This window comes from Streptomyces sp. NPDC045899 (genome assembly GCF_056431485.1).
Genome location: NZ_JBWKKP010000003.1, coordinates 464,118 through 486,082 on the forward strand (window position 1 = coordinate 464,118; position 21,965 = coordinate 486,082).

Consider the following 21,965-nt stretch of genomic DNA (forward strand, 5'->3'; position numbering starts at 1 on the left):
ACGGGCGGCCATCGCGGTCGTACCGTGGGTAGCGGTGTCGGAGATCTTGTGTGCGAAGGAGCTGCCCGCGATGGAGCATGGCACGTCGCACGGCGACGACGAGCGGGGCGGCGCCTCCGCGGTACCGGCGCCACCCAGCGCCGTACCGGGGCGGATGCCGCTCGCCGTGGTCGTGGTGGACACCGAGGGGCTGATCACGCACTGGAGTTCAGGGGCGCGCAGGCTCTTCGGACACCCCCGTGAACACGCCGTCGGCCGCCCCGCGGTGGATCTGATGCCCGTCTCGGGCGCGCTGCCCGGAATGGAGGTCCCCGCCGACCGTCCCGCACTCGAGGACTCATTGAACGGGCCGGTCCGCTATCCGACCGCGGGCCGGGCCCGGTTGGCGGACCGGTCCCGGCACCGCGCCGATGTGCTGTGGTGGGCGTACCCGCTGGTGGGCCCGGGGCCGGAGCGGTTGCTCGTGCTGGCCGCCGACGCCGCCGCGCTCACCGGGACAGCGGAAGCGTCCGGGGCGGAGGCGGGCGGGGAGCACGAGCGTCACACTCCCGGATTCGCGCTGCACACCGAGTTCCCGGGCGCCGAGCGGCTGGCGGGACGGCTGCCGGACATCCTGCCCAACATGGGCCCGGCCGCCATCGGCCGGATCGTCTCCCAGGTCCTCGAACTGGGCTATCCCGTCCTGGAGATCAGCCACCATGAACGGGTCCCGGTGACCCCGGACTGGGGCACGCCCCGCTACCGCGAGCGCCAGGCGCGCCAGGAAGCGGCCCGGCGGCGCGTGGAGATGACGGACGGCGCACGGCCCCATCCGCACACCCTCGGGGACACCCCCGCGCCCCGCGCGGTTCCCCGCACCGACCCCGAGGGGATCGATCTCGAACACGCCGCAGTCCGGGAGCGGTTGGAGTTCCTCAACGAGGTCAGCGGCCGCATCGGCAGCTCCCTGGACCTCGCCCGCACCATCCGTGAGGTCACCAGCGCCGCCGTCCCGCGCTTCGCCGACTTCGCCGGCACACATCTGCGCGCCCAGGTGCTCGCGGGCGAGGGCTTCCCCGACGGCCCGCCCGACGTCACCACCGTCTGGCACCGCGTCTGGGTCGAGCACAACGACGAACCCGGCCGCTGGGACGACACCGTCCCGGTGGGCGAGAGCATCGCCTTCCCCGAACACACCCCGTTCTTCCAGTGCATGGTCACCGGTGAGCCGGTGCTGATCCCGCACCTCAGCGAGGAGATGGGGGACCGGATCGCCGGGCAGTTCGAGAAGCGCGACCTGCGGCCGCTGATGAACGGCCGCTCGGTGCTCATCGTGCCGCTCAAGGCGCGCGACGTGGTGCTGGGCTTCATGGTGCTGATGCGCCGCCCCGGGCGTGAGCTGTTCGACGACATGGACCGGACCACCGGTGCCGAACTCGCCGCCCGCGCGGGGCTGGTGCTGGACAACGCCCGGATGTACACCTTCCAGGAGAACGTCGCCGAGACGCTCCAGGACAGCATGCTGCCGCAGGTGACCCCGCGGATGGCGGGCTGTGACACCGCCACCCGCTATCTGCCCGGCACCCGGCTCGGCCGGGTCGGCGGCGACTGGTTCGACAGCATCAAACTGCCCGGTTCGCGTACCGCGCTGGTGGTGGGCGATGTGATGGGGCACGGGCTGAACTCGGCGGCGATGATGGGGCAGTTGCGCACCGCCGTCCAGACCATGGCGGCCCTGGACCTGCCGCCCGCCCAGTTGCTGCGCAACCTCGACGACCTGGCGCAGCGGCTCGGTGAGCACTATCTGGCCACCTGTCTGTACGCGGTCTACGACCCGATCCGCTCCGAGCTGCTGATCGCCAACGCCGGACATATCCCGCCGGTGCTGGTGCGCGCCGAGGACGGCCGCAGCGAGCTGCTGGAGCTGCCGACCGGGGCACCCATAGGGGTCGGTGGAGTGCCGTTCGAGACGGCGCGGGTCCGGGTGGCCCCCGGCGACCGGCTGGTGCTGTGCACCGACGGGCTGGTCGAGGTGCGCGGCCAGGACATCGGCGCGGGGCTGGCGGCGCTGTGCGAGTCCGCCGCCCATCCGGCCGCGTCCATGGACGACGCCTGTGACACCATCATCCGCGCGCTCAACCCGCGCGACGGCCGCAAGGACGATGTGGCGCTGCTGATGGCCCGGCTGAACGGCATCCCGCCCGAGGACGTCGCCCAGTGGCGGCTGGCGCTGGATCCCCAGGAGGTCGGCAGGGCCCGGCGGCTGGTCCGGGAGCGGCTGGCGCGCTGGGGGCTCGGCGAGGCGGCCGAGACGGCCGAACTCCTGGTGAGCGAGGCGGTGACCAACGCCGTGCGGCACGCCCACAGCCACCATGTGGTGCTGCGCCTGGTGCGCACCGAGGCGCTGCTGTGCGAGGTCTCGGACGACGACCACGAGCTGCCCGCGCTGCTGGGCGCGGGCCGTGAGGACGAGTTCGGCCGGGGGCTGCGGGTGATCAGCGCACTGGCGCGGGAGTGGGGCACCAGCCGTTCCGGGCGGGGCAAGACCGTGTGGTTCGAGCAGGCGCTGCCGCGCCCGGCGCGCTGACGGTTCGAACACGGCGTGAAGGATTCCGCGGAAGCGGGCCGTCGTGCGCCGGAGCACTTGCCCCGCGCGGGGCGCTGCCGGTAGGCAGCGGGGCAGCACCATGGAGTCGGCCGAATCGGATCCGGGGAGCGGCGATGAGCGTGTCGGAGCGCTACAGGCAGGCGTGGGAGAGCTATTGGAAGGAGACCCCGGACGATCCGGGGGAGGCCATCTGGGACGCGGACCCGTCGCTGAGCGCGGCTCCGCACACCGAGCTGCTGGCGCCGTACGCGGACGCCCCGCTGCCGGTCCTGGACCTCGGCTGCGGGAACGGCACCCAGACCCGCTATCTGGCCTCCCGCTTCCCGCGGGCGATCGGTGTCGACCTGTCGTGGGCGGCGGTGGAGCACGCACGGCGCGCGGACACCGCGGGCGTCGCGGAGTTCCGGCAGCTGAGCCTGACCGACGCCGACGGCGTGCGGGAGCTGCACGACGAGCTCGGGGACGCCCATGTCTATATGCGCGCCGTGATCCACCAGAGCGACGCGGGGGACCGGCGGCCGGTCGCCGAGGCGGTGGCGACGCTGGTGGGCGCGCGCGGCCGGGCGTTCGTGGTGGAGCTGACCGAGGCGTCCAAGACCACCCTGGCCAGGCTGGCCGAGAGCCCCGGCGGTCCGCCCGCCAAACTGCGGCGCGTCTTCGACCACGGTCTGCGGCCCGCCGACGCGGCGGACGTCGAGGTGCCGGAGCTGCTGGCGGCGGTGGGGCTGGAGGTCCTGGCCGAGGGGCCGACGGCGCTCGCCCAGACGGAGCAGTGGCCCGACGGCTCCCGGGTGGAGCTTCCGGCGCGCTGGTTCGTGGTGGGGCGGCACCGGGCGCGGCTGGGCTAGACCAGTTATCCACAGGGCTGGTTCGTGCCCATTCCAGCGCGTAACGTGACGAGGCATGAAGATCCTTATCAGCGCCGACATGGAGGGCGCCACCGGCGTGACCTGGCCCGCTGATGTGCTGCCGGGCACCCCGCAGTGGGAGCGCTGCCGCCGCCTGTTCACGTCCGACGTGAGCGCCGCGGTGGCCGGGTTCCTCGACGGGGGCGCGGACGAGGTCCTCATCAACGAGGCGCACTGGACGATGCGCAATCTGCTGCTGGAGGAGCTGGACGAGCGAGCGCAGATGCTCACCGGCCGGCACAAGAGCCTGAGCATGGTCGAGGGGGTGCAGCACGGCGATGTGGACGGGATCGCGTTCGTCGGGTACCACACCGGTGCGGGCACCGAGGGCGTCCTCGCCCACACCTATCTGGCCAACTCCATCACCGGGGTGTGGGTGGACGGCGTCCCCGCGAGCGAGGGCAGGCTCAATACCCTGGTCGTCGCCGAGTACGGGGTGCCGGTGGTGCTGGTGACCGGTGACGACCGCACCTGTGAGGACGCCAAGGGCTATGCGCCGCAGGCCCGTTCGGTCGCCGTCAAGGACTATGTCTCGCGCTACGCGGCGGTGTGCCGCACCCCCGCCCGCACCGCGGCGGACATCAGGGCCGCCGCGCGGGAGGCGGCCGCCCTGGCGGTGCGCCATGAGCCCGCGGCCGGCGGGCCGTTCACGGTGGAGCTGGAGTTCGACGCCGCGCATCTGGCGGGCGCGGCGAGTGTGGTGCCGGGGGTGGAGCCCAGCGGTGAGCGCCGCGTCGCCTACACCTCGGCCACGATGTACGAGGGCATCCGCTGCTTCAAGGCGGTCACGACGGTCGTCTCGGCCGCGGTGGAGGAGCAGTATGGCTGACACGGACCGTTCCCGGCCGATCGACGCGATCGACCCCCAGGCGCTCGACGAAGTGGTGCGGTTCACCTCCGAGCTGATCGCGATCGACACCACCAACCGCGGCGGCGGCGACTGCTCGGAGCGGCCGGCCGCCGAGTACGTGGCGGAGATGCTCGGCGACGTGGACATCGACGCCACCTTGCTGGAGCGCTCACCGGGGCGGACCAATGTGGTCGCCCGGATCGAGGGCACCGATCCCTCCGCCCCCGCGCTGCTGGTCCACGGCCATCTGGACGTGGTGCCCGCCGAGCCGGCCGACTGGACCGTGCATCCCTTCTCCGGTGAAGTGCGTGACGGCGTGGTGTGGGGCCGCGGCGCGATCGACATGAAGAACATGGACGCGATGGTGCTGGCCGTCGTGCGCGCCTGGGCCCGGTCGGGGGTCCGGCCCCGCCGGGACATCGTGCTGGCCTTCACCGCCGATGAGGAGGACAGCGCCGAGGCGGGCTCCGGCTTCCTCGCCGACCGGCACGCCGAGCTGTTCGAGGGCTGCACCGAGGGCATCAGCGAATCGGGCGCCTTCACCTTCCACACCGCATCCGGGCTGCGGCTCTACCCCATCGCGGCGGGGGAGCGCGGCACCGCCTGGCTCAAGCTCACCGCGCGCGGCCGGGCCGGACACGGCTCGAAGGTCAACCGGGCCAACGCGGTCAGCAGACTGGCCGCCGCGGTGGCCCGGATCGGTGAGCACCAGTGGCCGGTGCGGCTCACGCCCACGGTGAAGGCCGCGCTGTCCGAACTGGCCGCGCTGCACGGCGTCCCGGCCGACCTGGACGCGCCGGACCTCGACATCGCCGCGCTGCTCGCCGCGCTGGGCCCGGCCGCGGCCCTGGTCGAGCCGACCGTGCGCAACAGCGCCAACCCCACGGTCCTGGAGGCCGGTTACAAGGTCAATGTGATCCCCGGGAGCGCCACGGCCTATGTGGACGGCCGGATGCTGCCCGGTGCGGAGGAGGAGTTCAGCACCACCCTGGACCGGCTCACCGGGCCGGACGTGGAATGGGGGTTCCACCACCGCGAGGTTCCGCTTCAGGCGCCGGTCGGGCCGGACGCCCCGACGTACCAGGCGATGCGCGCCGCCGTGGAGCGGTTCGACCCGGGCGGCCATGTGGTGCCCTACTGCATGTCGGGCGGCACGGACGCCAAGCAGTTCTCCCGCCTCGGCATCCTCGGCTACGGCTTCTCACCGCTGCGCCTGCCCGAGGGCTTCGACTACCAGGCGCTCTACCACGGTGTGGACGAGCGGGTGCCGGTGGACGCCTTGCACTTCGGGGTCCGGGTGCTCGACCACTTCCTGCAGAGGGCGTGAGCGATGCGACGGCAGCCGACGACCACCGCTCCCGCCCCCGCCCCCTACGGCAGCTGGCACTCCCCGGTGAGCGCCGGGCTCGCCGCCTCCCACGACGGTCACCCCGAGTACCTGGGCAGCGTGGGGGAGGAGGTGTGGTGGACCGCGCCGCGCCCCGAGGAGGGCGGCCGCCGCGCCCTGGTGCGGCGGCGGACCGACGGTGCGGAGGGCTCGGTGCTGCCCGCGCCGTGGAACGTGCGCAGCCGGGTCATGGGGTACGGCGGCGTGCCGTGGGCCGCGGTGGCCCGCCCCGGCCGGGGGCCGCTGGTGGTCTTCGTCCACTTCGACGACCAGCGGCTGTACGCCGTCGAGCCCGACGCCCCGGAGGGCGCGGCACCGCGTCCGCTGACCCCGGTGTCGCGGGTGGGCGGCGGGCTGCGCTGGGCGGACCTGCGGATCCACCCGGGGCGCGGTGAAGTGTGGGGCGTGCTGGAGGAGTTCACCGGTGAGGGGCCCGGTGACGTACGGCGGATGATCGCCGCCGTACCGCTGGACGGGTCGGCGGCCGGGGACCGCGCGGCGGTCCGCGAGCTCACCGGCGCCCGCCATGACTTCGTCACCGGCCCCCGGCTCTCGCCCGACGGGCGCCGGGCCGTCTGGATCGCCTGGGACCATCCGCGGATGCCCTGGGACGGTACGGAGGTGATGCTCGCCGAGGTCACCGCCGAGGGCGGGTTCACCGCGGTGCGGCCGGTGGCCGGGTCCGCCGAGGAGTCGGTGGCCCAGGCCGAATGGGCGCCCGACGGCTCGCTGTTGTTCGTCTCCGACCGCAGCGGCTGGTGGCAGCTCCAGCGTCTCGACCCCGACGGGGCGCCCGGCGGTGGCGCGTCGCGCACCACCCTGTGCGACCGGCCGGAGGAGTTCGGCGGTCCGCTGTGGAAGCTGGGCCACCGCTGGTTCGCCCCGCTGCCCGGCGGACTGGTCGCCGTCCTGCACGGCCGCGGCGCGCAGGTGCTCGGCATCCTCGACCCCGCCACCGGTGCCCTGGCCGACGTCCCCGGCCCATGGACCGAATGGGAGCCGACGCTCGCCGTGGACGGCACCCGGGTGCGGGGTGTGGCCGCGGGCCCTCACAGCGGCCATGAGGTGGTCGAGCTGGACGTCCGCACCGGCCGCGCCCGGGTCATCGGCAGTCCGCACACCGATCCGGTCGACCCCGCCTACTACCCCGAGCCGCGGTGCCGCACCTTCACCGGACCGGACGGCCGGGAGATCCACGCACAGATCCACCCCCCGCACAACCCCGACCACACCGCGCCCGAGGGAGAGCTGCCGCCGTTCGTGGTCTGGGCCCACGGCGGCCCCACCTCACGCGCCCCGCTCGTCCTGGACCTGGAGATCGCCTACTTCACCTCACGCGGTATCGGTGTCGCCGAGGTCAACTACGGCGGCTCCACCGGCCACGGCCGGGCCTACCGCAACCGGCTGCGCGGCCAGTGGGGCGTGGTCGACGTCGAGGACTGCGCAGCCGTCGCGCGGGCCCTCGCCGACGAGGGCGCGGCGGACCGCGCCCGGCTGGCCATCCGCGGGGGCAGCGCCGGTGGCTGGACCGCGGCCGTTTCCCTCACCACCACCGGTCTCTACGCCTGCGGCACCGTCATCTACCCCATCCTCGACCTCACCGCCTGGGCCACCGGCGGCACCCATGACTTCGAATCACGCTATACGGAGTCGCTGGTCGGACCGCTGGCCGAGGTCCCCGAGCGCTATCGCGAGCGGTCCCCGGTGCACCGCGCCGACCGGATCCGCGCCCCCTTCCTGCTGCTCCAGGGGCTGGAGGACACCATCTGCCCGCCCGCGCAGTGCGAGCGCCTCCTTCAGGTCATCGCCGGACGCGGGGTGCCGCATGCCTATCTCACCTTCGAGGGCGAGGGCCATGGCTTCCGGCGTGCCGACACCATGATCCGGGTGCTGGAAGCCGAACTCGCCCTGTACGCACAGAGCTTCGGTATCGAGCGTGCCGACGTCCCCGCACTGGAGCTGACCCGGTAGCGTTGACCAGCCGCTGACACCGGGCATTTCGCCATCACCCCTTCTGGAGGAGCGAGTTGACACCCCCACGGGCCCCGCGCATCGTCGGCAGTGAGCCGCTGCCCGCCGCCCTGTCCGGCACCTGGCCGCACGGCGGGCCCGAGACCTGGCTGCTCAGCGTCTCCGCCTACGCCTCCGCACCGGAGACGGACGCGCCCGACAAGGTCCTGGACGCCGAGGAGCGCGAGCGGGCGGGGAAGTTCCTGCGCGAGGAGGACCGCCTGCGGTACACCGCCGCCCATCTGGGGCTGCGCCGGCTGCTGGGCGGCTATCTCGATCTGGAGCCCGCCGCCGTGCCGTTCACCCGGGAGGCGTGCCCCGGCTGCGGGGGTCCGCACGGCCGCCCCGCGGTGCCCGGCCATCCGCTGCACTTCAATATGTCCCACGCCGGTGATCTGGTGCTGTTCGCCTTCTCGGGCTCCCCGGTCGGGGCCGATGTCGAGAAGCTCCAGCCCCCCTCCGTGGTCGAGACGGTCGCCGGGAGCCTGCACCCCTCGGAGCGCGCCGAACTGGACGCGCTGGCGCCGGGTGACCGGCCCGCCGCGTTCGCCCGCTGCTGGACGCGTAAGGAGGCGTACCTCAAGGGCATCGGCACCGGACTGTCCCAGGACCCGTCCGTCAGCTATGTGGGCACGGGCCCCGAGCCGGTGCCGGTCGGCCCCTGGACCCTGCTCGACGTCCCCCTCGCCGATGCCGTGCCCTCGGGCCCGGCGTACGCGGCGGCCCTGGCCCTGCTGGAGCCAGGCCGGGCGGGCTGACCGTCCTCCGCGGGGGCGTGGGCGGAGCGGTGGCGCGGGCCACCGCTCCGTACCATCATGACCCCATGCCTGATCATCCGTATGTCGCCGAGGGAGCCCGCGCGGCCATCCGGCCCCACCGGCGCGAGGACCGCGCGGAGTTCATCCGGTGCGCCCGCGCGAGCGCCGGGTTCCACCGCCCCTGGCTGGCCCTCCCCACCACCGACCAGGCATACGCGGGGTTCATCTCCCAGCTGGAGCGCGAGGACCGCGAGGGCTTCCTCGTCTGCGTCCGCGAGACCGGCGCCCTCGCCGGGTTCATCAACATCAACGCCATCGTGCGCGGCGCCTTCCAGTGCGGTTCCATCGGCTACGGGGCGTTCACGCCGTACGCCGGAGAGGGCTATATGTCCGAGGCCCTCGGACTGGTCCTGCGCCATGCCTTCGGCCCGCTCGGACTGCACCGCATCGAGATCAACATCCAGCCGGGCAACGAGGCGTCGCTGCGGCTGGTGAAGCGCCACGGCCTCCGGCTGGAGGGCTTCTCACCCGACTTCCTCCACATCGGGGGCGCATGGCGCGACCACGAGCGCTGGGCCATCACCAGCGAGATGCTCGAAGCCACCCCCGGCGGCTGACCCCGGTGCGCGGCGGCTCTGTTCACCGGGCCGCCGACGCGGTTGCATGGTCATCGGACGGTCGCCACAGCAGAGGTGACCCGAGCCAGTCGGAACGAGGCAGCCAGTGGCCACGACCGTGCGACGTACCACCCTGACCCTTCCCGCCGCTCCGCTCGGGCCCGGGAACCCCCTGCCCGCGCTGCGCCCGCTCGACGAGACCCACCGCGTCGACGAACGCGTTCGCGCCACCCTCCCCGCCGATATGGCCCGTCAGGTCGCCTACCGCCCGCTGCGCTCGGTGCTCCCGGTGCGGCTGCTCGACGGCTACGGCCGGGACCGTGTGCGAAGCGCGCTCGACGCCCTCGTCCTGGAGAACGACCACCTCCGCGTCACCGTGCTGCCCGGACTCGGCGGCCGGGTGCACTCCCTCCACCACAAGCCCGGCGGCCGGGAACTCCTCTACCGCAACCCGGTGTTCCAGCCCGCCGACTTCGCGCTCAACGGCGCCTGGTTCTCCGGCGGCATCGAGTGGAACATCGGCGCCACCGGCCACACCACACTGTCCTGCGCGCCCCTGCACGCCGCCCGGGTACCCGCGCCCGACGCCGCCGACGGGGGCGCGATGGTGCGGCTGTGGGAGTGGGAGCGGCTGCGCGACCTGCCCTTCCAGGTCGATCTGTGGCTGCCCGCCGACTCCGCGTTCCTCTACGTGGGCGTACGGATCCGCAATCCGCACCACCACCCCGCCCCCGTCTACTGGTGGTCCAACATCGCCGTCCCCGAGGACGAGGGCACCCGTGTCCTCGCCCCCGCCGACGAGGCGTGGCACTTCGGCTACACCCGCACTCTCACGCGGGTCCCGGTCCCCGAGTGGAACGGCGCCGACCGCAGCTATCCGCTGCGCGGCACCCACCCCGCCGACTACTTCTACGAACTGCCCGAGGACGCCCGCCGCTGGATCGCCTCCCTGGACGCCCGGGGCCACGGCCTCGTGCAGACCTCCACCGATCTGCTGCGCGGCCGCAAGCTCTTCCTGTGGGGCGCGGGACCCGGCGGCCGTCGCTGGCAGCGCTGGCTCACCGAACCCGGCACCGGGGGCTACGCCGAGATCCAGGCCGGGCTGGCCCGCACCCAGCTGGAGCACATTCCCCTTGAGGCGGGGGAGGAGTTCGCCTGGCTGGAGGCGTACGGACCGCTGTCCGCCGACCCGGCAGCCGTGCACGGCGAGGACTGGGCGGCGGCCCGGCGGGCGGCCGGGGAACGGCTCGAAGCGGCGCTGCCGCGCGCCACCGTCGAGGCCGCGTACGACGCCTGGCGGCCGTACGCCGACGCCGCACCGCAGCAGCGCCTCGCCACCGGGTCCGGATGGGGCGCGCTGGAGGTCGAGCGCGGTGGCCACCGGCTGCCCGGCACCCCCTTCGACCCCGGCACCCTGGGCGAGGAACAGCTGCCCTGGCAGCGGCTGTTGCGCTCCGGGGCGTTCCCTGCTTGGGAGGCGGGCCGCGTCCAGGCCGACCCCGGTGCGTCCCTGGTCTCCCCGGCCTGGCGCGATCTGCTGGAGGCCGCACCGGCCACGGCCGCCGCCGAGTACCACCTGGGTGTCGCCCAGTGGCACGCGGGCGACCGGGCGCAGGCCGAGCGCAGCTGGGAGCGGTCGCTGCGGTGTGCCGAGACCCCCTGGGCGCTGCGCTGTCTCGCCGTCGCCGACAGCGAGGCGGGTCATCCCTCGCGGGCGGCGGAACGGCTCCTGCGTGCGGTACGGCTGGTGCTGACCGGCGCCGGAAGGGCGGCCACCGAAGAGGCCGCGCCCGCACCGGACGCCGCCGCACCCGACGCCATGGACGCCGCGGGCGCACGCCGCGCCGTCTCGGTCGTCGCGCCACCCGCCCCCGCCGGCCCGGAAGCCGGCCCGGACGGCTCCGCCGGCGAGGCGGCCGAGGCGGCGCTGGGCCGGGAGGCGGTGGTCGCGCTGCTCGCCGTGGACCGCGCCGACGACGCCCGCGCGGTGCTGGAGGCGCTGCGCCCGGAGATCCGCGCCCGGGGTCGTTTCCAACTGCTGCGGGCACAGGTGCTGTTGGCCCAGGGCGACGCAGCTTCCGCCCGGGCCGTCTTCGACGAGGGGTTCGAGGTCTGCGATCTGCGCGAGGGCGACGAGGCGCTGAGCGACACCTGGTTCGCCATCGCCGAGGCGCTGACCGCGCGGCCGGGCGAACCGCGGACGGACCGGACGCGGGCGCGGGCGAGGGCCGAACACCCCCTTCCCGAGCCCTACGAATTCCGGATGCGCCCGTCGTAGCCCCGGGCCCGGCGCGGCCCAGGGGCCGGCACGTCCCGGGGACCGTCAGGCCCCGGGGACCGTCAGGCCGTCGGGTTGCGGTCGACGTACTCGAAGACCGAGCCGTCGGGGTGGCGGGCCACCAGGGTGCGGCCCACCGGCGCGGGCAGGGGACCGGCGACGATCTGCGCGCCCACGGCGGTCAGGTCGGCCACCGCCTCGTCCACGTCCTTCACCGCGAGCGTGGCCGTGATCTTGCGGAGGATCGACAGCTCCGACTCCGGACCGCTCATCAGGAAGAAGCAGCCGACCGCCGCGACCGAGACTCCTCCGCGCTGGAAGCGGAACGCCTCGGCACCGGTCAGTCGTTCATAGACGGGGATCGCCGAGTCCAGGTCGTCGACGCATACGCGCAGTGAAGTCCCGAGAATGTCCATACGCGCGAGCCTAGTTGAACCGCCGTGCGCGGTCGCACCGCTCAGACACGGCAGAGGAGTTCACCGTGCAGGACGGCGAACCAGCCGTCCGCGCACGCTCCCCAGGCCCGCCAGGCGTCCGCGATCTCCCGCAGTCCGGCCTCGGTCGTATGGCCCCCGTCCACCGCGAGCCGGGCGTATCCGGAAGCGACCGTACGGTCCGCCCACAGCCTGCTCCACCAGGACCGCTCCTCGGGGGTCGCGTAGCACCAGGCGGTGGCGGTCGCGGTGAGGTCCGTGAAGCCGGCGGCCAGCGCCCAGGAGCGCAGCCGTCGTCCGGCGTCCGGTTCCCCGCCGTTGGCGCGGGCGACCCGCCGGTACAGATCCAGCCACTCGTCCATTCCCGGAACGGAGGGGTGCCAGGCCATGGCCGCGTAGTCGCTGTCCCGCACCGCCACCAGCCCGCCCGGACGGCACACCCGCCGCATCTCGCGCAGCGCCCGCACCGGGTCGCCGACGTGCTGGAGCACCTGATGGGCGTGGACCACGTCGAACGCGTCGTCCGGGTGGTCCAGCCCGTGGACATCGGCGACCGCGAAGCGGATATGGGACAGCCCCCGCTCCTCCGCCACCGCCCGCGCCCGCTCCAGTACGCCGCTGTCGGCGTCGACCGCGACCACCTCGCCCTCCGGTACCAGCTCGGCCAGGTCCGCGGTGATCGTGCCGGGGCCGCAGCCGATGTCCAGGATCCGCATCCCGGGTTCGAGATGGCCGGTCAGATAGGCCGCGGAGTTGGCCGCCGTGCGCCAGGTGTGCGAGCGCAGCACCGATTCATGGTGTCCGTGGGTGTACACGGCGGTGTCCTTCGGCAGGGCGGACGACATGGCGGAACTCCCCTTCGCGTCCTCGGGGTTGACGTGCCGGCCCGGTGGCCGGGCACGGCTCCACCCTAGAAGCTCATCTCGAATCGCGAGAGTGCCGTCTCACTATGTAGAAGGTGGGAGGGAGTGGCGCCGCACACCCGCGGCGCCGCTCCCTCCCTCCCGAGGTCCGGCTACGCCCCGGGCCGCAGGCCGAGGGCCGAGACCACCTCCCCGACCGTGTGGTAGGTGCGGTCCGAGGGCAGCTCCTCGGCCAGGGCGATCAGCCGGTCCGGGGCGTGGCGCTCCTCCAGGGTGCGCAGCACGGTGCCGCGCTCCGCGGGGAACGTCGTACGTCCCAGACGCCGGGCGAACTCGAACCGCACGGCCTCCGCCTCGCCGCCCGTCCCGGGGGAGGGCACCGGTCCGGTCATGACCGGCGGATCGTCATCGGCGGCGGGTTCCGGGTCATGCCACTCCTCCACCCGCGTCGGGTGTCCGGAGCGGATCAGGCCCTGGAGCTCGTGCTTCATCTCGTCGTCCCTGCGGACGCTCACCCGGTTGCTGCCTCGCTGCATGTCGGTCCCCTTCCAGCGGGTCCGTGTCACCTCGGGCTGGTCGATGGTCCCGAGGTCCCTTTCACTCCGTTTCTCGCCCCCGTTCGGCGGTACGGCCGGTTCCGGTCATCCCGCCGTGCCCCTTGCGTACCCGTCGACGCGTCTTCAACACGAGGTTCGGCCAATTGGACAGGACTCCTGTTCGCGGCAGGTTTGGCCGTCGTCCCGAGGGGGACCCGGGGGTCGGCCGAGCGGCCCGCAGGGAGTGAGAGCGGCGCCGGGCGCGGGAGATCAGGGGCCCGTGCCCGGCGCCGTGGCCCCTGTGCGCGCGCCGGGCGCCCGGCTCGGTGTTAGCAGCGGTGGGCCACGGGTACCCGGCGCGTATGACTGAAGAATCGGCCCGTCCGGGGCCGGGGGACGGGCCGGCCGTGCCGTCGGCGGGGGAGCCGTCGGATCCGGTCGCCCGGATCGTGCGCGAAGAGGTCCGCAAGGAGCTGCGCGTCCTGCGGGACGAGATACGGGATGAGATACGGGAGGAGCTGCGGGAGCGGTCCCGGCAGCGGACCGTCCGGCTCTGGGGCGGCGCGGCGGCGGTCGCGTTCTACGCGGGGGCGGTGTTCACCGCGTGCCTGGTGCTGCTGTTCGCGCTCGCGATGCCGGGCTGGGCGGCGGCGCTGATCGTCGGCGCGATGCTGATGGTGCTGGCCGCGGTCCTCAAGAACTCCGCGGGTCAGCCACCGCGGGCCCGGCCGCAGGCCCAGTGGGCGCCCAGGTCCCGGCTGGGCGCCGGGGAGCCTTCGGCCCCGGCCACCCCACCGGCGCCGTCCACGCCACCCGAGCCGCCCGCCGAACCACCGGGTCCGCCGCACCGGGGCTGACCCCTGACGGGGGACGACCGCCGCCGGGGGCGGCACGACGAGGAGCACCATGGCCGATCAACCGCTGCTGGCCCGGTACGCCGAGGCGCTGGACCTGTTCACCGAGCGGGTGCACGCGATCACCCCGGACCAGTGGGCCGCCCCGACGCCCTGCACCGAGTGGACCGTACGCGACCTGGTGAACCACCTGGCCGTCGAGCAGATGTGGGTGCCGCCCCTGGTGACGGAGGGATCCAGCCTCGCCGACCAGGGCGAGGCCCTGGAGGGCGATCTGCTGGGCGAGGACCCGGTCGCCACCTGGGACGCGGTCGCGGCCGATGCCCGCGCGGCGTTCCGGGAGTCCGGTGCCCTCGACCGGACGGTGGACCTCTCCTTCGGTGAGACCCCCGCCGCGCACTACTGCGCCCAGATGACCGCGGACGCGGTCGTGCACGCCTGGGACCTGGCGCGGGCCATCGGCGCGGATGAGCGCATCCCCCGGCCGCTGGTGGACTTCTCGGTCCGCGAGGTCGCACCGTACGCCGCCGACCTGGAGGAGAGCGGACTGTTCGCCGCCCCGGTGGAACCGCCGCCGGGCGCCGACGCGCAGACCAAGCTGCTGGCCCTCCTCGGCCGCGAGGCATAGCGCCCCGAGGCGCGGCGCCCGGCGTGCTCCGGAGCGGGGCCCGCTCCGGAGCACGCCCCGCTCCGGAGCACGCCCCGCCTCAGCAGCGCGCCGCGGGCCGGTCCCAGTGGCGGTGCGCGGCGACGGCCTCGGTGAACGCCCGGGTGAACTCCTCGCTCGCCGCACCCGTCGTGGTGTCCGTGACCACTCCGTGGTCCGCGCACACATGGCCGTGGCCCGAGGCGATGTGCAGTCCCTCGGTCTCCAGCGCCGCCAGGAGTCCCACCCCCGAGCCCAGCGCGCCGATCGGCTTGGCGTGCCGGTACGCGTCCCGGACGAACCGCATCGCCGCGCTGTCGGAGGACAGGTCCGGGGTGCCGACCGGGCCGCCGGGCAGCAGCACCGCGTCGTAGAGCACCGACGCGACGGTCGGCAGCGCCCGGTCCACCGGACAGTCCTCGCCGTCGCTGCCCCGTACCGTGCCGTCGTGCGGGGCCAGGGCCTCCACCACGGCGCCCCGCGCGGTCAGTGCCTCCTTCGCCTGGCCGAGCTGGACGGTGTCCACCCCGTCGGTGACCAGCGCCGCGATGGTGCGGGTGCGGATCGAATGGTCACCGCGCAGCAGGTCGAGGCTGAGCGCGGGGGAGACCAGCGGCTTGTGGTCCTCCGGACCGGGCGCGGGCACGGCGACCCCGATGCCCTCGGCCACCGCGGTGGCCAGGCCGTGGTCGATACGAGCCAGCTCGCCGACCGTCCGTTCCCGGATCTCCACCGTCCCGACCTTGCCCAGTTCGAAGCGGAAGGCGTCGACGATGTGCCGGCGCTCCCATGCGCTCATGCTGTTCCAGAACAGCGCCGCCTGGCTGTAGTGGTCCTGGAAGCTGGCGCTGCGCTTGCGGATCTTGGCGCCGTCCACCCGCTCCGCGTAGTGGGAGAAGGCGTAGCCGTCCGGTCCGGCGATGGCCGGGCAGCCACCGCCCAGGGAGTTGGGGGAGTAGTGGGTACCGGTGTGGATCGCGCTCTGGTGGAGGCCGTCGCGCTGGTTGGTGCGCACCGGGGAGACCGGCTGGTTGACCGGGATCTGCGCGAAGTTGGGGCCGCCCAGCCGGATCAGCTGGGTGTCCAGGTAGGAGAAGTTGCGCGCCTGGAGCAGCGGGTCGTTGGTGAAGTCGATCCCGGGGACCACGTTCGCGGTGTGGAAGGCGACCTGTTCGGTCTCGGCGAAGAAGTTGTGCGGATTGCGGTCCAGCACCATCCGGCCGATCGGCCGCACCGGCACCTGCTCCTCCGGAATGATCTTCGTGGCGTCGAGCAGGTCGAAGTCGAAGGTGAACTCGTCCTCCTCCGCGACCAGTTGCACCCCGAGCTCGTACTCCGGGTACTCGCCCGACGCGATCGCCGTCCACAGATCGCGCCGGTTGAAGTCCGGGTCCCGGCCCTGGCACTCCTGGGCCTCGTCCCACACCAGCGAGTGCACCCCCAGCCGGGGCTTCCAGTGGAACTTCACGAAGGTGCCCTTGCCGCGCGCGTTCACGAAGCGGAAGGTGTGCACCCCGAACCCCTGCATCATGCGGTAGCTGCGCGGGATCGCCCGGTCCGACATCAGCCACATGATCATGTGCATCGTCTCGGGCTGGAGCGAGACGAAGTCCCACAGCGTGTCATGGGCGGACGCACCGGTGGGGATCTCGTTGTGCGGCTCCGGCTTGAGCGCGTGCACGAAGTCGGGGAACTTGATGCCGTCCTGGATGAAGAAGACCGGCATGTTGTTGCCGACAAGATCGTAATTGCCCTCCGAGGTGTAGAACTTCGTCGCGAAGCCCCGGACGTCGCGCACGGTGTCCGCCGAACCGCGCGGTCCCTGCACGGTCGAGAACCGGACGAAGACCGGGGTGCGCACCGACGGGTCCTGGAGGAAGGCCGCCCGGGTGAACTCCGCGCAGGACTCATACGGTTCGAAGTAGCCGTACGCGCCCGCTCCCCGGGCGTGCACCACGCGCTCGGGGATCCGCTCGTGGTCGAAGTGCGTCAGCTTCTCGCGGAAGTGGAAGTCCTCCATCAGCGTGGGGCCGCGGTCACCCGCCGACAGCGAGTCGTCGGTGTGGTCCACCGCCACGCCCTGGTCGGTGGTGAGGGGGCCCTCGGCGGGTTCGGCGGCTCGGTACGCCTCGCGCTGCCGCTCCTTGCGGTCGTCCGTCATGGGGAGGCTCCCTTCGTCGCGAGCTCCTGTACAGGCGCCTCGTCGAACGCCTTCGGTTCCGTCATGGCATGTGCTCCCTCCCCGGTTCACCGGTCCTCGCCGGTCTCCGCCGGGCCCTCCCACTCCTCCCAGTCCGCGTCCGGCGGCAGCGGTGTCACCCCGGGGTCGGTCCGGAACTCCACCACCGCCGGGCCGTCCGCCGTCAGTGCCTCGCGCCACGCCTGTTCCACGTACTCCGGCCGCTCCACCCGGATCCCGGTCAGCCCGAGGGACCGGGCGAACCCCGCGTAGGGGACCTCGGGACTGCCCCGCGGCGCCGCGCCCCCGTCCTCCCGGTCGTGCCAGACGCCGATGACCAGCCGCGGGTTCTCCCAGGCGTCGCGGTACGCGGCGGCCGTGATCAGTCCGGCCAGGCCGGTCCTGCGCATCGCGCCGTCCCCGGCCAGCGCCACCACCGGCCGTTCGGGACGGGCGAACTTCGCCCCGATCGCGTACGGGACGGCGCACCCCGCCGTGCCGAGCGTGCCCGACAGCGCGGCGCGCAGCTCGCCGCGCATCCGCAGATGGCGCGCGTACCAGGGGGCGACGGCTCCGGAGTCGCAGGTGACGATGGTGTCCGGGGGCAGCAGCGGATCCAGGCGATCGGCCACGTACGCGGGGTTGAGGGGGTCGGCGGGCAGTGCCGCGCGGTGCGCCAGCGCCCGCCGCCACCGCCGGACGCCCGCCACGACCCCGTCCTGCCAGGCACGGTCCTCGGCGCGGTGCAGCAGGGGCAGCAGCCGCAGCAGGGTCTCCCGGGCGTCGCCGACCAGATTGACCTCGTAGGGGTAACGGAGCCCGATCATATGGGGGTCGAGATCGATCTGAACCGCCCGTACCACGCCGCTCTCGGGGAGGTGGTGGCTGTACGGGAAGCTGGAGCCGACCGTCAGCAGGGTGTCGCAGTCCCGCATCAGCTCGTAGGAGGGACGGGTGCCCAGCGGTCCGATCGGCCCGGTGACGTAGGGGAGTTCATCGCTGAGCGCGTCCAGTCCGAGCAGCGCCTTGGCCACGCCCGCGCCGAGCCGTTCGGCCACCCGCCGCACCTCGGCACGGGCCCGGGCGGCACCCCGGCCGATCAGCACGGCCACCCGGTCACCGGCGTTGAGCACCTCCGCGGCCCGCTCCAGCGCGGCACCGGACGGCACCGCGGACCAGCCGCTGCGGTCGAGGCTGGAGGGCACCATCGCGGACGCGTGACCGGGCGGTGCGTACACGAGCTCCTGCACATCGGACGGGACGATCACGGCGGTGGGGGCGCGGCGCGCGTAGGCGGTGCGGATCGCCCGGTCCAGCACATTCGGCAGCTGCTCGGGAACGGTCACGGTCTCCAGGAACGCGGAGGCGACGTCCTGGAACAGGGCGGGCAGGTCCACCTCGCGCGGGTACGAGCCGCCCATCGCGCTGCGGGGGGCCTGTCCGACCAGCGCCACCACCGGGACACGGTCCAGTTTGGCGTCGTACAGCCCGCCCAGCAGCTGGACCGCGCCCGGTCCCGAGGGCGCCGCGCAGACTCCGAGCCGACCGCTGAACCTGGCGTAGCCGACGGCCTCCAGGGCGGACAGCTCCTCGTGTCCGGAGCGGATGAACCGCGGTGCGTCCCGCACCCGCTCCCAGGCCGCGAGCAGTCCGCCGAGACCGTCGCCGGGACAGCCGAAGACATGCGCCACACCCCACTCACCGAGCCGGGCGAGGAGGTGATCGGCCACGGTCCCGGTCATGGCCGGCCTCAACCCGGCAGCTGGGGCAGCACTTTGGTGCGGTAGAAGTCGAAGAACCCGCGCTGGTCGGGACCGATCTGATTGACGTAGACGGTGTCGAAACCGGCCTCGGCGTACGCCGCGAGCGCCCGGGTGTGTGCCTCCGGGTCGTCGCCGCAGGTCACCCGGCCCGCGAGCTGTTCGGGGGTGACCAGCTCGGCGGCCTGCTCGAAATGGGCCGGGGTGGGCAGCAGTTGGGCCAGTTCCCCGGGGAGCCCCAGGTTCGGCCACAGCCGGTGGGCCGTGCCCAGCGTCTCGTAGGGGTCGGTGCCCCAGCAGACCTTGAGTCCGCCGCGCACGGGTTTGGAGTTGCCGCTCGCGCCGCTGCCGCGGCGGAACCGCGCCACGATCTCCGCGTCCGGGACCATGGTGATGAAGCCGTCGCCGACCCGTCCGGCCAGCTCCGCGGCGGCCGGACCGGCGGCGGCGATGTCGATGGGCACCGGCTCCTCGGGCAGCGTGTACAGCCGCGCGTTCTCCACCGTGTAGTGCTTGCCGTGGTGGCTCACCTCCTGGCCGTCCAGGAGCCGGCGCATCACCGAGACGGCTTCCTCCAGCATCTCCAGCCGGATCGACGCCTGGGGCCACGGACCGCCCGGTACGTGCTCGTTGAGCGCCTCGCCGGTGCCCACGCCCAGCCGGAACCGGCCCTCCAGCAGCACCGCGCTGGTCGCCGCGGCCTGGGCGGTGACCGCTGGGTGGATCCGCAGGATGGGGCAGGTCACCGCGGTCTGCACGGGCAGACTGGTGGCCTGGGAGAGGGCGCCGATGACCGACCAGACGAAGGGGCTCTGGCCCTGGGCGCCGGTCCAGGGGTGGAAGTGGTCGGAGATCCACAGGGCGCTGAATCCGGCCTGCTCCGCCATCCGTGCCTGTTCGACGAGTGCGGCGGGTCCGTGTTCTTCGGCGGCCAGGAAGTAGCCGTACTCGGTCATGAGCCCTCCTCGTGGCGGGCAGCCGGTGCGACGGACAGCCGGGGGATACCGGGGGATGCCGGGAAGAAAACCTGGTTCGGCCTGGTTTGGCGGGGCTCGCGACGGGCAGGCGCACGGTGTGCTTCGGACCGGAGGCACGCCATGGAGCAGCCTGGCTGCGGGAGGCGTGTCTCGACTGGTCGCCGACTCTGTCCGGTTTTGCTCCTTTTGGTGATCCGACCATAGCTCAAGGGAGACACCGGCGCATGACATCCGTACGAGCACGCTCCCGACATCCGCACGACGACGCCCCCGACACCGTGGCGGCCTTCCACCGGATCTCCGCCCTGCCCGACGGCCCCGCCAAGGAGGCCCTGCGCGAAGAGGTGGTCCGGGCCTGGATGCCCATGGCCGAACGGCTGGCCCTCCGGTTCCGCAACCGGGGCGAGGCGACCGAGGACCTGCGCCAGGTCGCCATGGTCGGGCTGGTCAAGGCGGTCCGGGGATATGACCCGGAGCGCGGCCCGGCCTTCGAGAGCTATGCCGTGCCGACCGTCGTCGGCGAGGTCAAGCGGCACTTCCGTGACCACCTGTGGGGGCTGCACGTCCCGCGGCGGGTCCAGGAACTGCGCAACCGGGTCCGCACCGCTCTCCAGGAGCTGACCCGCACCCCGGACGACCGGACCCCCGGCGCCGCCGAGATCGCCGCCCACACCGGGATGAGCGAGGAGGACGTCCGCGTCGGCCTGGAGGCCCTGGGCAGCTTCGCCCCGCTCTCCCTGGACGCCGAACTGCGCGGCGCCGACGACGGTTACGCGCTGGTGGACACCCTCGGGTCGACCGAGCCGTCGTACGAGCGGGTGGTCCAGCGCGAATCCCTGCGGCCCCGGCTGCGGGCCCTGCCCGAACGTGAGCGGGAGATCCTCTACCTGCGGTTCTTCTGTGACGAGACCCAGAGCCGGATCGCCGACCGGATGGGCCTGTCCCAGATGCATGTCTCCCGGCTCATCTCCCGCACCTGCGCCCGGCTGGGCGAGGAGGCCGGAGCGGACGCCGCCTGAGCCGGGCGGGCCGGGTCAGGATCCGGACGCCGGACGCGGCAGCGCCAGCGCGATATGGCGGCCGACCCGGTCCGCCACCCCGGCCTCGGCCATCGCGAAACCATCCCGTCCGCCCACCCGGAACAGGGTCAGCGCACCCCGGACCGGACGGTCGGGCGCGGTGCGCAGGGGTATGCACAACAGCGAGGTCACCTCCTCGCGGACCAGCACCGGTGCCCCCTCCGCGTCCCGGCCGAAGGCGTCCGCGTCCGGCGGGCTCACCCGCAGCGCCGACACCCCGTCCTCCAGCGCGTCCAGCACCAGCGGACAGTCCGCCGGGTCCTGTTCGGTCAGCGACGCGACCCGGTCGCCGACCGCCTCCGGCGGGCCGAGCGCCACCACCCGGCGCGGCGACCCGGAGGGCTTCTCCGGCGCCAGGTCGGCTATCACCCAGTCCGCGAACCGGCCGTGCAGCACCTCCGCCGCCCGCGCCAGCACCGCCTCCGGTCCGCCGTCGGCCGGTGCCGCGCCCGCCAGCAGCGCCGCGGTCATGTCGTCGACCAGGTCCAGCAGCTCCGCATGGCGGGTCACCTCGGCAAGGTCGGGACCCGGACGCGGCTTCCGCGCATCCGGCGCGCCGTCGGCCTCGGCGGGCACCCCGGGCTGGAACGCCGCCAGCACCGCAGGATGCGGTTCGCCCGGTGGCCGCAGCGCCGCCAGGGTCACCCGTACCTCGCCCTCCGCCGAGGGCTGGGAGAGGCGCACCGTCAGACTGCGGCCGCCCTCGCCCCGGGCCACCGCGGCCACCTGGGAGCGCAGCGCCGCCTGGCCGTCCCGGCGCAGCGACGAGGCCAGCGGCCGCCCGGTGGCGTAGCCCGCCCGGGTGTTGAACAGCCGGGTGGCCGCCTCGTTCATCCGCCGTACGACCGCCTCGCGGTCCAGCAGCACCACCGCCACCGGCACGTGCTGGAACAGCACCCGCAGCAACTGCTGCTCACGGGCGTCGGACCGGGACCCGTCCGGGGCGCGCGCCGTCCCGGCCAGCTCCTCGTAGCGCGGCACCAGCACGTCCACCACGTGCTGGAGCTCGAAAAGAGCGGCGTCCAGTACGGACAGCCGCTCCTGCGCGGGAAGCGCCCGCGCGTTCCTCAGTTCCTCGACCCGTCTGCGGAAGTCTGTGAGCTCCGCGCCGAACTCCTGCGCCCCGGTCATGGGCACACCGTAGCGTGATCGTCTCCGGTGCACGGCCCGGCTGTGGTTTTCCGCACACCGCTGTGGGAAGCCGCAACCGTACGGCAGCCAGCCGAGGACGACGGAGGGAGG

At 73.6% G+C, this 21,965-nt stretch carries 18 protein-coding genes; 11 read left to right on the top strand and 7 right to left on the bottom strand.

Annotation, left to right across the window (positions count from 1 at the left end; all coding sequences use genetic code 11):
* Nucleotides 1-70 precede the first annotated feature (70 nt).
* From AC07FT_RS06710 to AC07FT_RS06745, 8 genes are all read left to right on the top strand, one after another.
* Nucleotides 71-2,566 (top strand): ATP-binding SpoIIE family protein phosphatase, encoded by a 2,496-nt coding sequence (locus AC07FT_RS06710; RefSeq protein WP_479174469.1) that lies wholly within the window; start codon nt 71-73, stop codon nt 2,564-2,566.
* A 134-nt stretch (nt 2,567-2,700) separates the two neighbouring features.
* Nucleotides 2,701-3,435 carry a class I SAM-dependent methyltransferase gene (locus AC07FT_RS06715; RefSeq protein WP_479174471.1) on the top strand — a complete coding sequence of 245 codons (735 nt, stop codon included), beginning with the start codon at nt 2,701-2,703 and terminating at the stop codon, nt 3,433-3,435.
* Between the two features lie 55 nt (nt 3,436-3,490).
* Nucleotides 3,491-4,324, top strand: a complete 834-nt coding sequence (locus AC07FT_RS06720; protein ID WP_479174473.1) for a M55 family metallopeptidase — start codon at nt 3,491-3,493, stop codon at nt 4,322-4,324.
* Nucleotides 4,317-5,672 (top strand): M20/M25/M40 family metallo-hydrolase, encoded by a 1,356-nt coding sequence (locus tag AC07FT_RS06725; protein WP_471193373.1) that lies wholly within the window; start codon nt 4,317-4,319, stop codon nt 5,670-5,672. Before AC07FT_RS06720 ends, AC07FT_RS06725 begins: the two co-directional genes overlap by 8 nt.
* A gap of 3 nt (nt 5,673-5,675) precedes the next feature.
* The gene (locus AC07FT_RS06730) at nt 5,676-7,703 is read left to right on the top strand and encodes a S9 family peptidase (RefSeq protein WP_479174475.1); all 2,028 of its coding nucleotides are present in this window, start codon (nt 5,676-5,678) and stop codon (nt 7,701-7,703) included.
* Between the two features lie 56 nt (nt 7,704-7,759).
* A complete protein-coding gene (locus AC07FT_RS06735) occupies nt 7,760-8,500 on the top strand; it encodes a 4'-phosphopantetheinyl transferase family protein (protein WP_479174477.1) in 741 nt (246 codons plus the stop codon).
* A gap of 65 nt (nt 8,501-8,565) precedes the next feature.
* Nucleotides 8,566-9,117 (top strand): GNAT family N-acetyltransferase, encoded by a 552-nt coding sequence (locus AC07FT_RS06740; RefSeq protein ID WP_479174479.1) that lies wholly within the window; start codon nt 8,566-8,568, stop codon nt 9,115-9,117.
* 106 nt (nt 9,118-9,223) lie between these two features.
* On the top strand, nt 9,224-11,395 hold the full coding sequence (locus tag AC07FT_RS06745) for a DUF5107 domain-containing protein (protein ID WP_479174481.1): 2,172 nt from the start codon (nt 9,224-9,226) through the stop codon (nt 11,393-11,395).
* Nucleotides 11,396-11,457: 62 nt separating this feature from the next.
* On the opposite strand, the gene AC07FT_RS06750 is transcribed toward AC07FT_RS06745, so the two are convergent.
* The 3 genes from AC07FT_RS06750 to AC07FT_RS06760 form a co-directional block, all read right to left on the bottom strand.
* Nucleotides 11,458-11,811 (bottom strand): VOC family protein, encoded by a 354-nt coding sequence (locus tag AC07FT_RS06750; RefSeq protein ID WP_471193383.1) that lies wholly within the window; start codon nt 11,809-11,811, stop codon nt 11,458-11,460.
* Between the two features lie 41 nt (nt 11,812-11,852).
* The gene (locus AC07FT_RS06755) at nt 11,853-12,674 is read right to left on the bottom strand and encodes a methyltransferase domain-containing protein (RefSeq protein WP_479174483.1); all 822 of its coding nucleotides are present in this window, start codon (nt 12,672-12,674) and stop codon (nt 11,853-11,855) included.
* Between the two features lie 170 nt (nt 12,675-12,844).
* Nucleotides 12,845-13,228, bottom strand: a complete 384-nt coding sequence (locus tag AC07FT_RS06760) for a DUF2795 domain-containing protein (protein WP_431776789.1) — start codon at nt 13,226-13,228, stop codon at nt 12,845-12,847.
* Between the two features lie 362 nt (nt 13,229-13,590).
* Here AC07FT_RS06760 and AC07FT_RS06765 point away from each other — a divergent pair, with 362 nt between their 5' ends.
* Together AC07FT_RS06765 and AC07FT_RS06770 are read left to right on the top strand one after the other, a co-directional pair.
* Nucleotides 13,591-14,085: a phage holin family protein gene (locus tag AC07FT_RS06765; protein WP_479174485.1), complete on the top strand. Its 495-nt coding sequence runs from the start codon at nt 13,591-13,593 to the stop codon at nt 14,083-14,085.
* 49 nt (nt 14,086-14,134) lie between these two features.
* Entirely contained in the window at nt 14,135-14,710 is a 576-nt protein-coding gene (locus AC07FT_RS06770; protein WP_479174486.1) for a TIGR03086 family metal-binding protein, read from the top strand.
* A 79-nt stretch (nt 14,711-14,789) separates the two neighbouring features.
* Here the strand turns inward: AC07FT_RS06770 and AC07FT_RS06775 are convergent, their stop codons facing one another.
* The 3 genes from AC07FT_RS06775 to AC07FT_RS06785 all read right to left on the bottom strand — a co-directional run bounded on the left by AC07FT_RS06775 (nt 14,790) and on the right by AC07FT_RS06785 (nt 19,623).
* Nucleotides 14,790-16,889: a catalase gene (locus tag AC07FT_RS06775; protein ID WP_479174488.1), complete on the bottom strand. Its 2,100-nt coding sequence runs from the start codon at nt 16,887-16,889 to the stop codon at nt 14,790-14,792.
* Between the two features lie 86 nt (nt 16,890-16,975).
* Nucleotides 16,976-18,649, bottom strand: coding sequence for a thiamine pyrophosphate-requiring protein (locus AC07FT_RS06780; RefSeq protein ID WP_479174490.1), 1,674 nt, complete (start codon nt 18,647-18,649; stop codon nt 16,976-16,978).
* Between the two features lie 8 nt (nt 18,650-18,657).
* Nucleotides 18,658-19,623 carry a TIGR03557 family F420-dependent LLM class oxidoreductase gene (locus AC07FT_RS06785; RefSeq protein ID WP_479174492.1) on the bottom strand — a complete coding sequence of 322 codons (966 nt, stop codon included), beginning with the start codon at nt 19,621-19,623 and terminating at the stop codon, nt 18,658-18,660.
* 245 nt (nt 19,624-19,868) lie between these two features.
* Between AC07FT_RS06785 and AC07FT_RS06790 the strand changes: the two genes are divergently transcribed.
* Nucleotides 19,869-20,663: a SigB/SigF/SigG family RNA polymerase sigma factor gene (locus AC07FT_RS06790; protein WP_471193397.1), complete on the top strand. Its 795-nt coding sequence runs from the start codon at nt 19,869-19,871 to the stop codon at nt 20,661-20,663.
* A gap of 15 nt (nt 20,664-20,678) precedes the next feature.
* Here AC07FT_RS06790 and AC07FT_RS06795 read toward each other — a convergent pair whose 3' ends face one another.
* Nucleotides 20,679-21,854: a PAS domain-containing protein gene (locus AC07FT_RS06795; protein WP_479174494.1), complete on the bottom strand. Its 1,176-nt coding sequence runs from the start codon at nt 21,852-21,854 to the stop codon at nt 20,679-20,681.
* Nucleotides 21,855-21,965 lie beyond the last annotated feature (111 nt).

Bases quoted from the DNA above. Each gene is read 5' to 3' on its own strand.
- AC07FT_RS06755 (WP_479174483.1), bottom strand. From the start codon at position 12,674: ATGTCGTCCGCCCTGCCGAAGGACACCGCCGTGTACACCCACGGACAC.
- AC07FT_RS06785 (WP_479174492.1), bottom strand. From the start codon at position 19,623: ATGACCGAGTACGGCTACTTCCTGGCCGCCGAAGAACACGGACCCGCC.
- AC07FT_RS06795 (WP_479174494.1), bottom strand. From the start codon at position 21,854: ATGACCGGGGCGCAGGAGTTCGGCGCGGAGCTCACAGACTTCCGCAGA.
- AC07FT_RS06730 (WP_479174475.1), top strand. From the start codon at position 5,676: ATGCGACGGCAGCCGACGACCACCGCTCCCGCCCCCGCCCCCTACGGC.
- AC07FT_RS06720 (WP_479174473.1), top strand. From the start codon at position 3,491: ATGAAGATCCTTATCAGCGCCGACATGGAGGGCGCCACCGGCGTGACC.
- AC07FT_RS06710 (WP_479174469.1), top strand. From the start codon at position 71: ATGGAGCATGGCACGTCGCACGGCGACGACGAGCGGGGCGGCGCCTCC.
- AC07FT_RS06715 (WP_479174471.1), top strand. From the start codon at position 2,701: ATGAGCGTGTCGGAGCGCTACAGGCAGGCGTGGGAGAGCTATTGGAAG.
- AC07FT_RS06780 (WP_479174490.1), bottom strand. From the start codon at position 18,649: ATGACCGGGACCGTGGCCGATCACCTCCTCGCCCGGCTCGGTGAGTGG.
- AC07FT_RS06760 (WP_431776789.1), bottom strand. From the start codon at position 13,228: ATGCAGCGAGGCAGCAACCGGGTGAGCGTCCGCAGGGACGACGAGATG.
- AC07FT_RS06775 (WP_479174488.1), bottom strand. From the start codon at position 16,889: ATGACGGACGACCGCAAGGAGCGGCAGCGCGAGGCGTACCGAGCCGCC.
- AC07FT_RS06725 (WP_471193373.1), top strand. From the start codon at position 4,317: ATGGCTGACACGGACCGTTCCCGGCCGATCGACGCGATCGACCCCCAG.
- AC07FT_RS06740 (WP_479174479.1), top strand. From the start codon at position 8,566: ATGCCTGATCATCCGTATGTCGCCGAGGGAGCCCGCGCGGCCATCCGG.
- AC07FT_RS06765 (WP_479174485.1), top strand. From the start codon at position 13,591: ATGACTGAAGAATCGGCCCGTCCGGGGCCGGGGGACGGGCCGGCCGTG.
- AC07FT_RS06790 (WP_471193397.1), top strand. From the start codon at position 19,869: ATGACATCCGTACGAGCACGCTCCCGACATCCGCACGACGACGCCCCC.
- AC07FT_RS06770 (WP_479174486.1), top strand. From the start codon at position 14,135: ATGGCCGATCAACCGCTGCTGGCCCGGTACGCCGAGGCGCTGGACCTG.
- AC07FT_RS06750 (WP_471193383.1), bottom strand. From the start codon at position 11,811: ATGGACATTCTCGGGACTTCACTGCGCGTATGCGTCGACGACCTGGAC.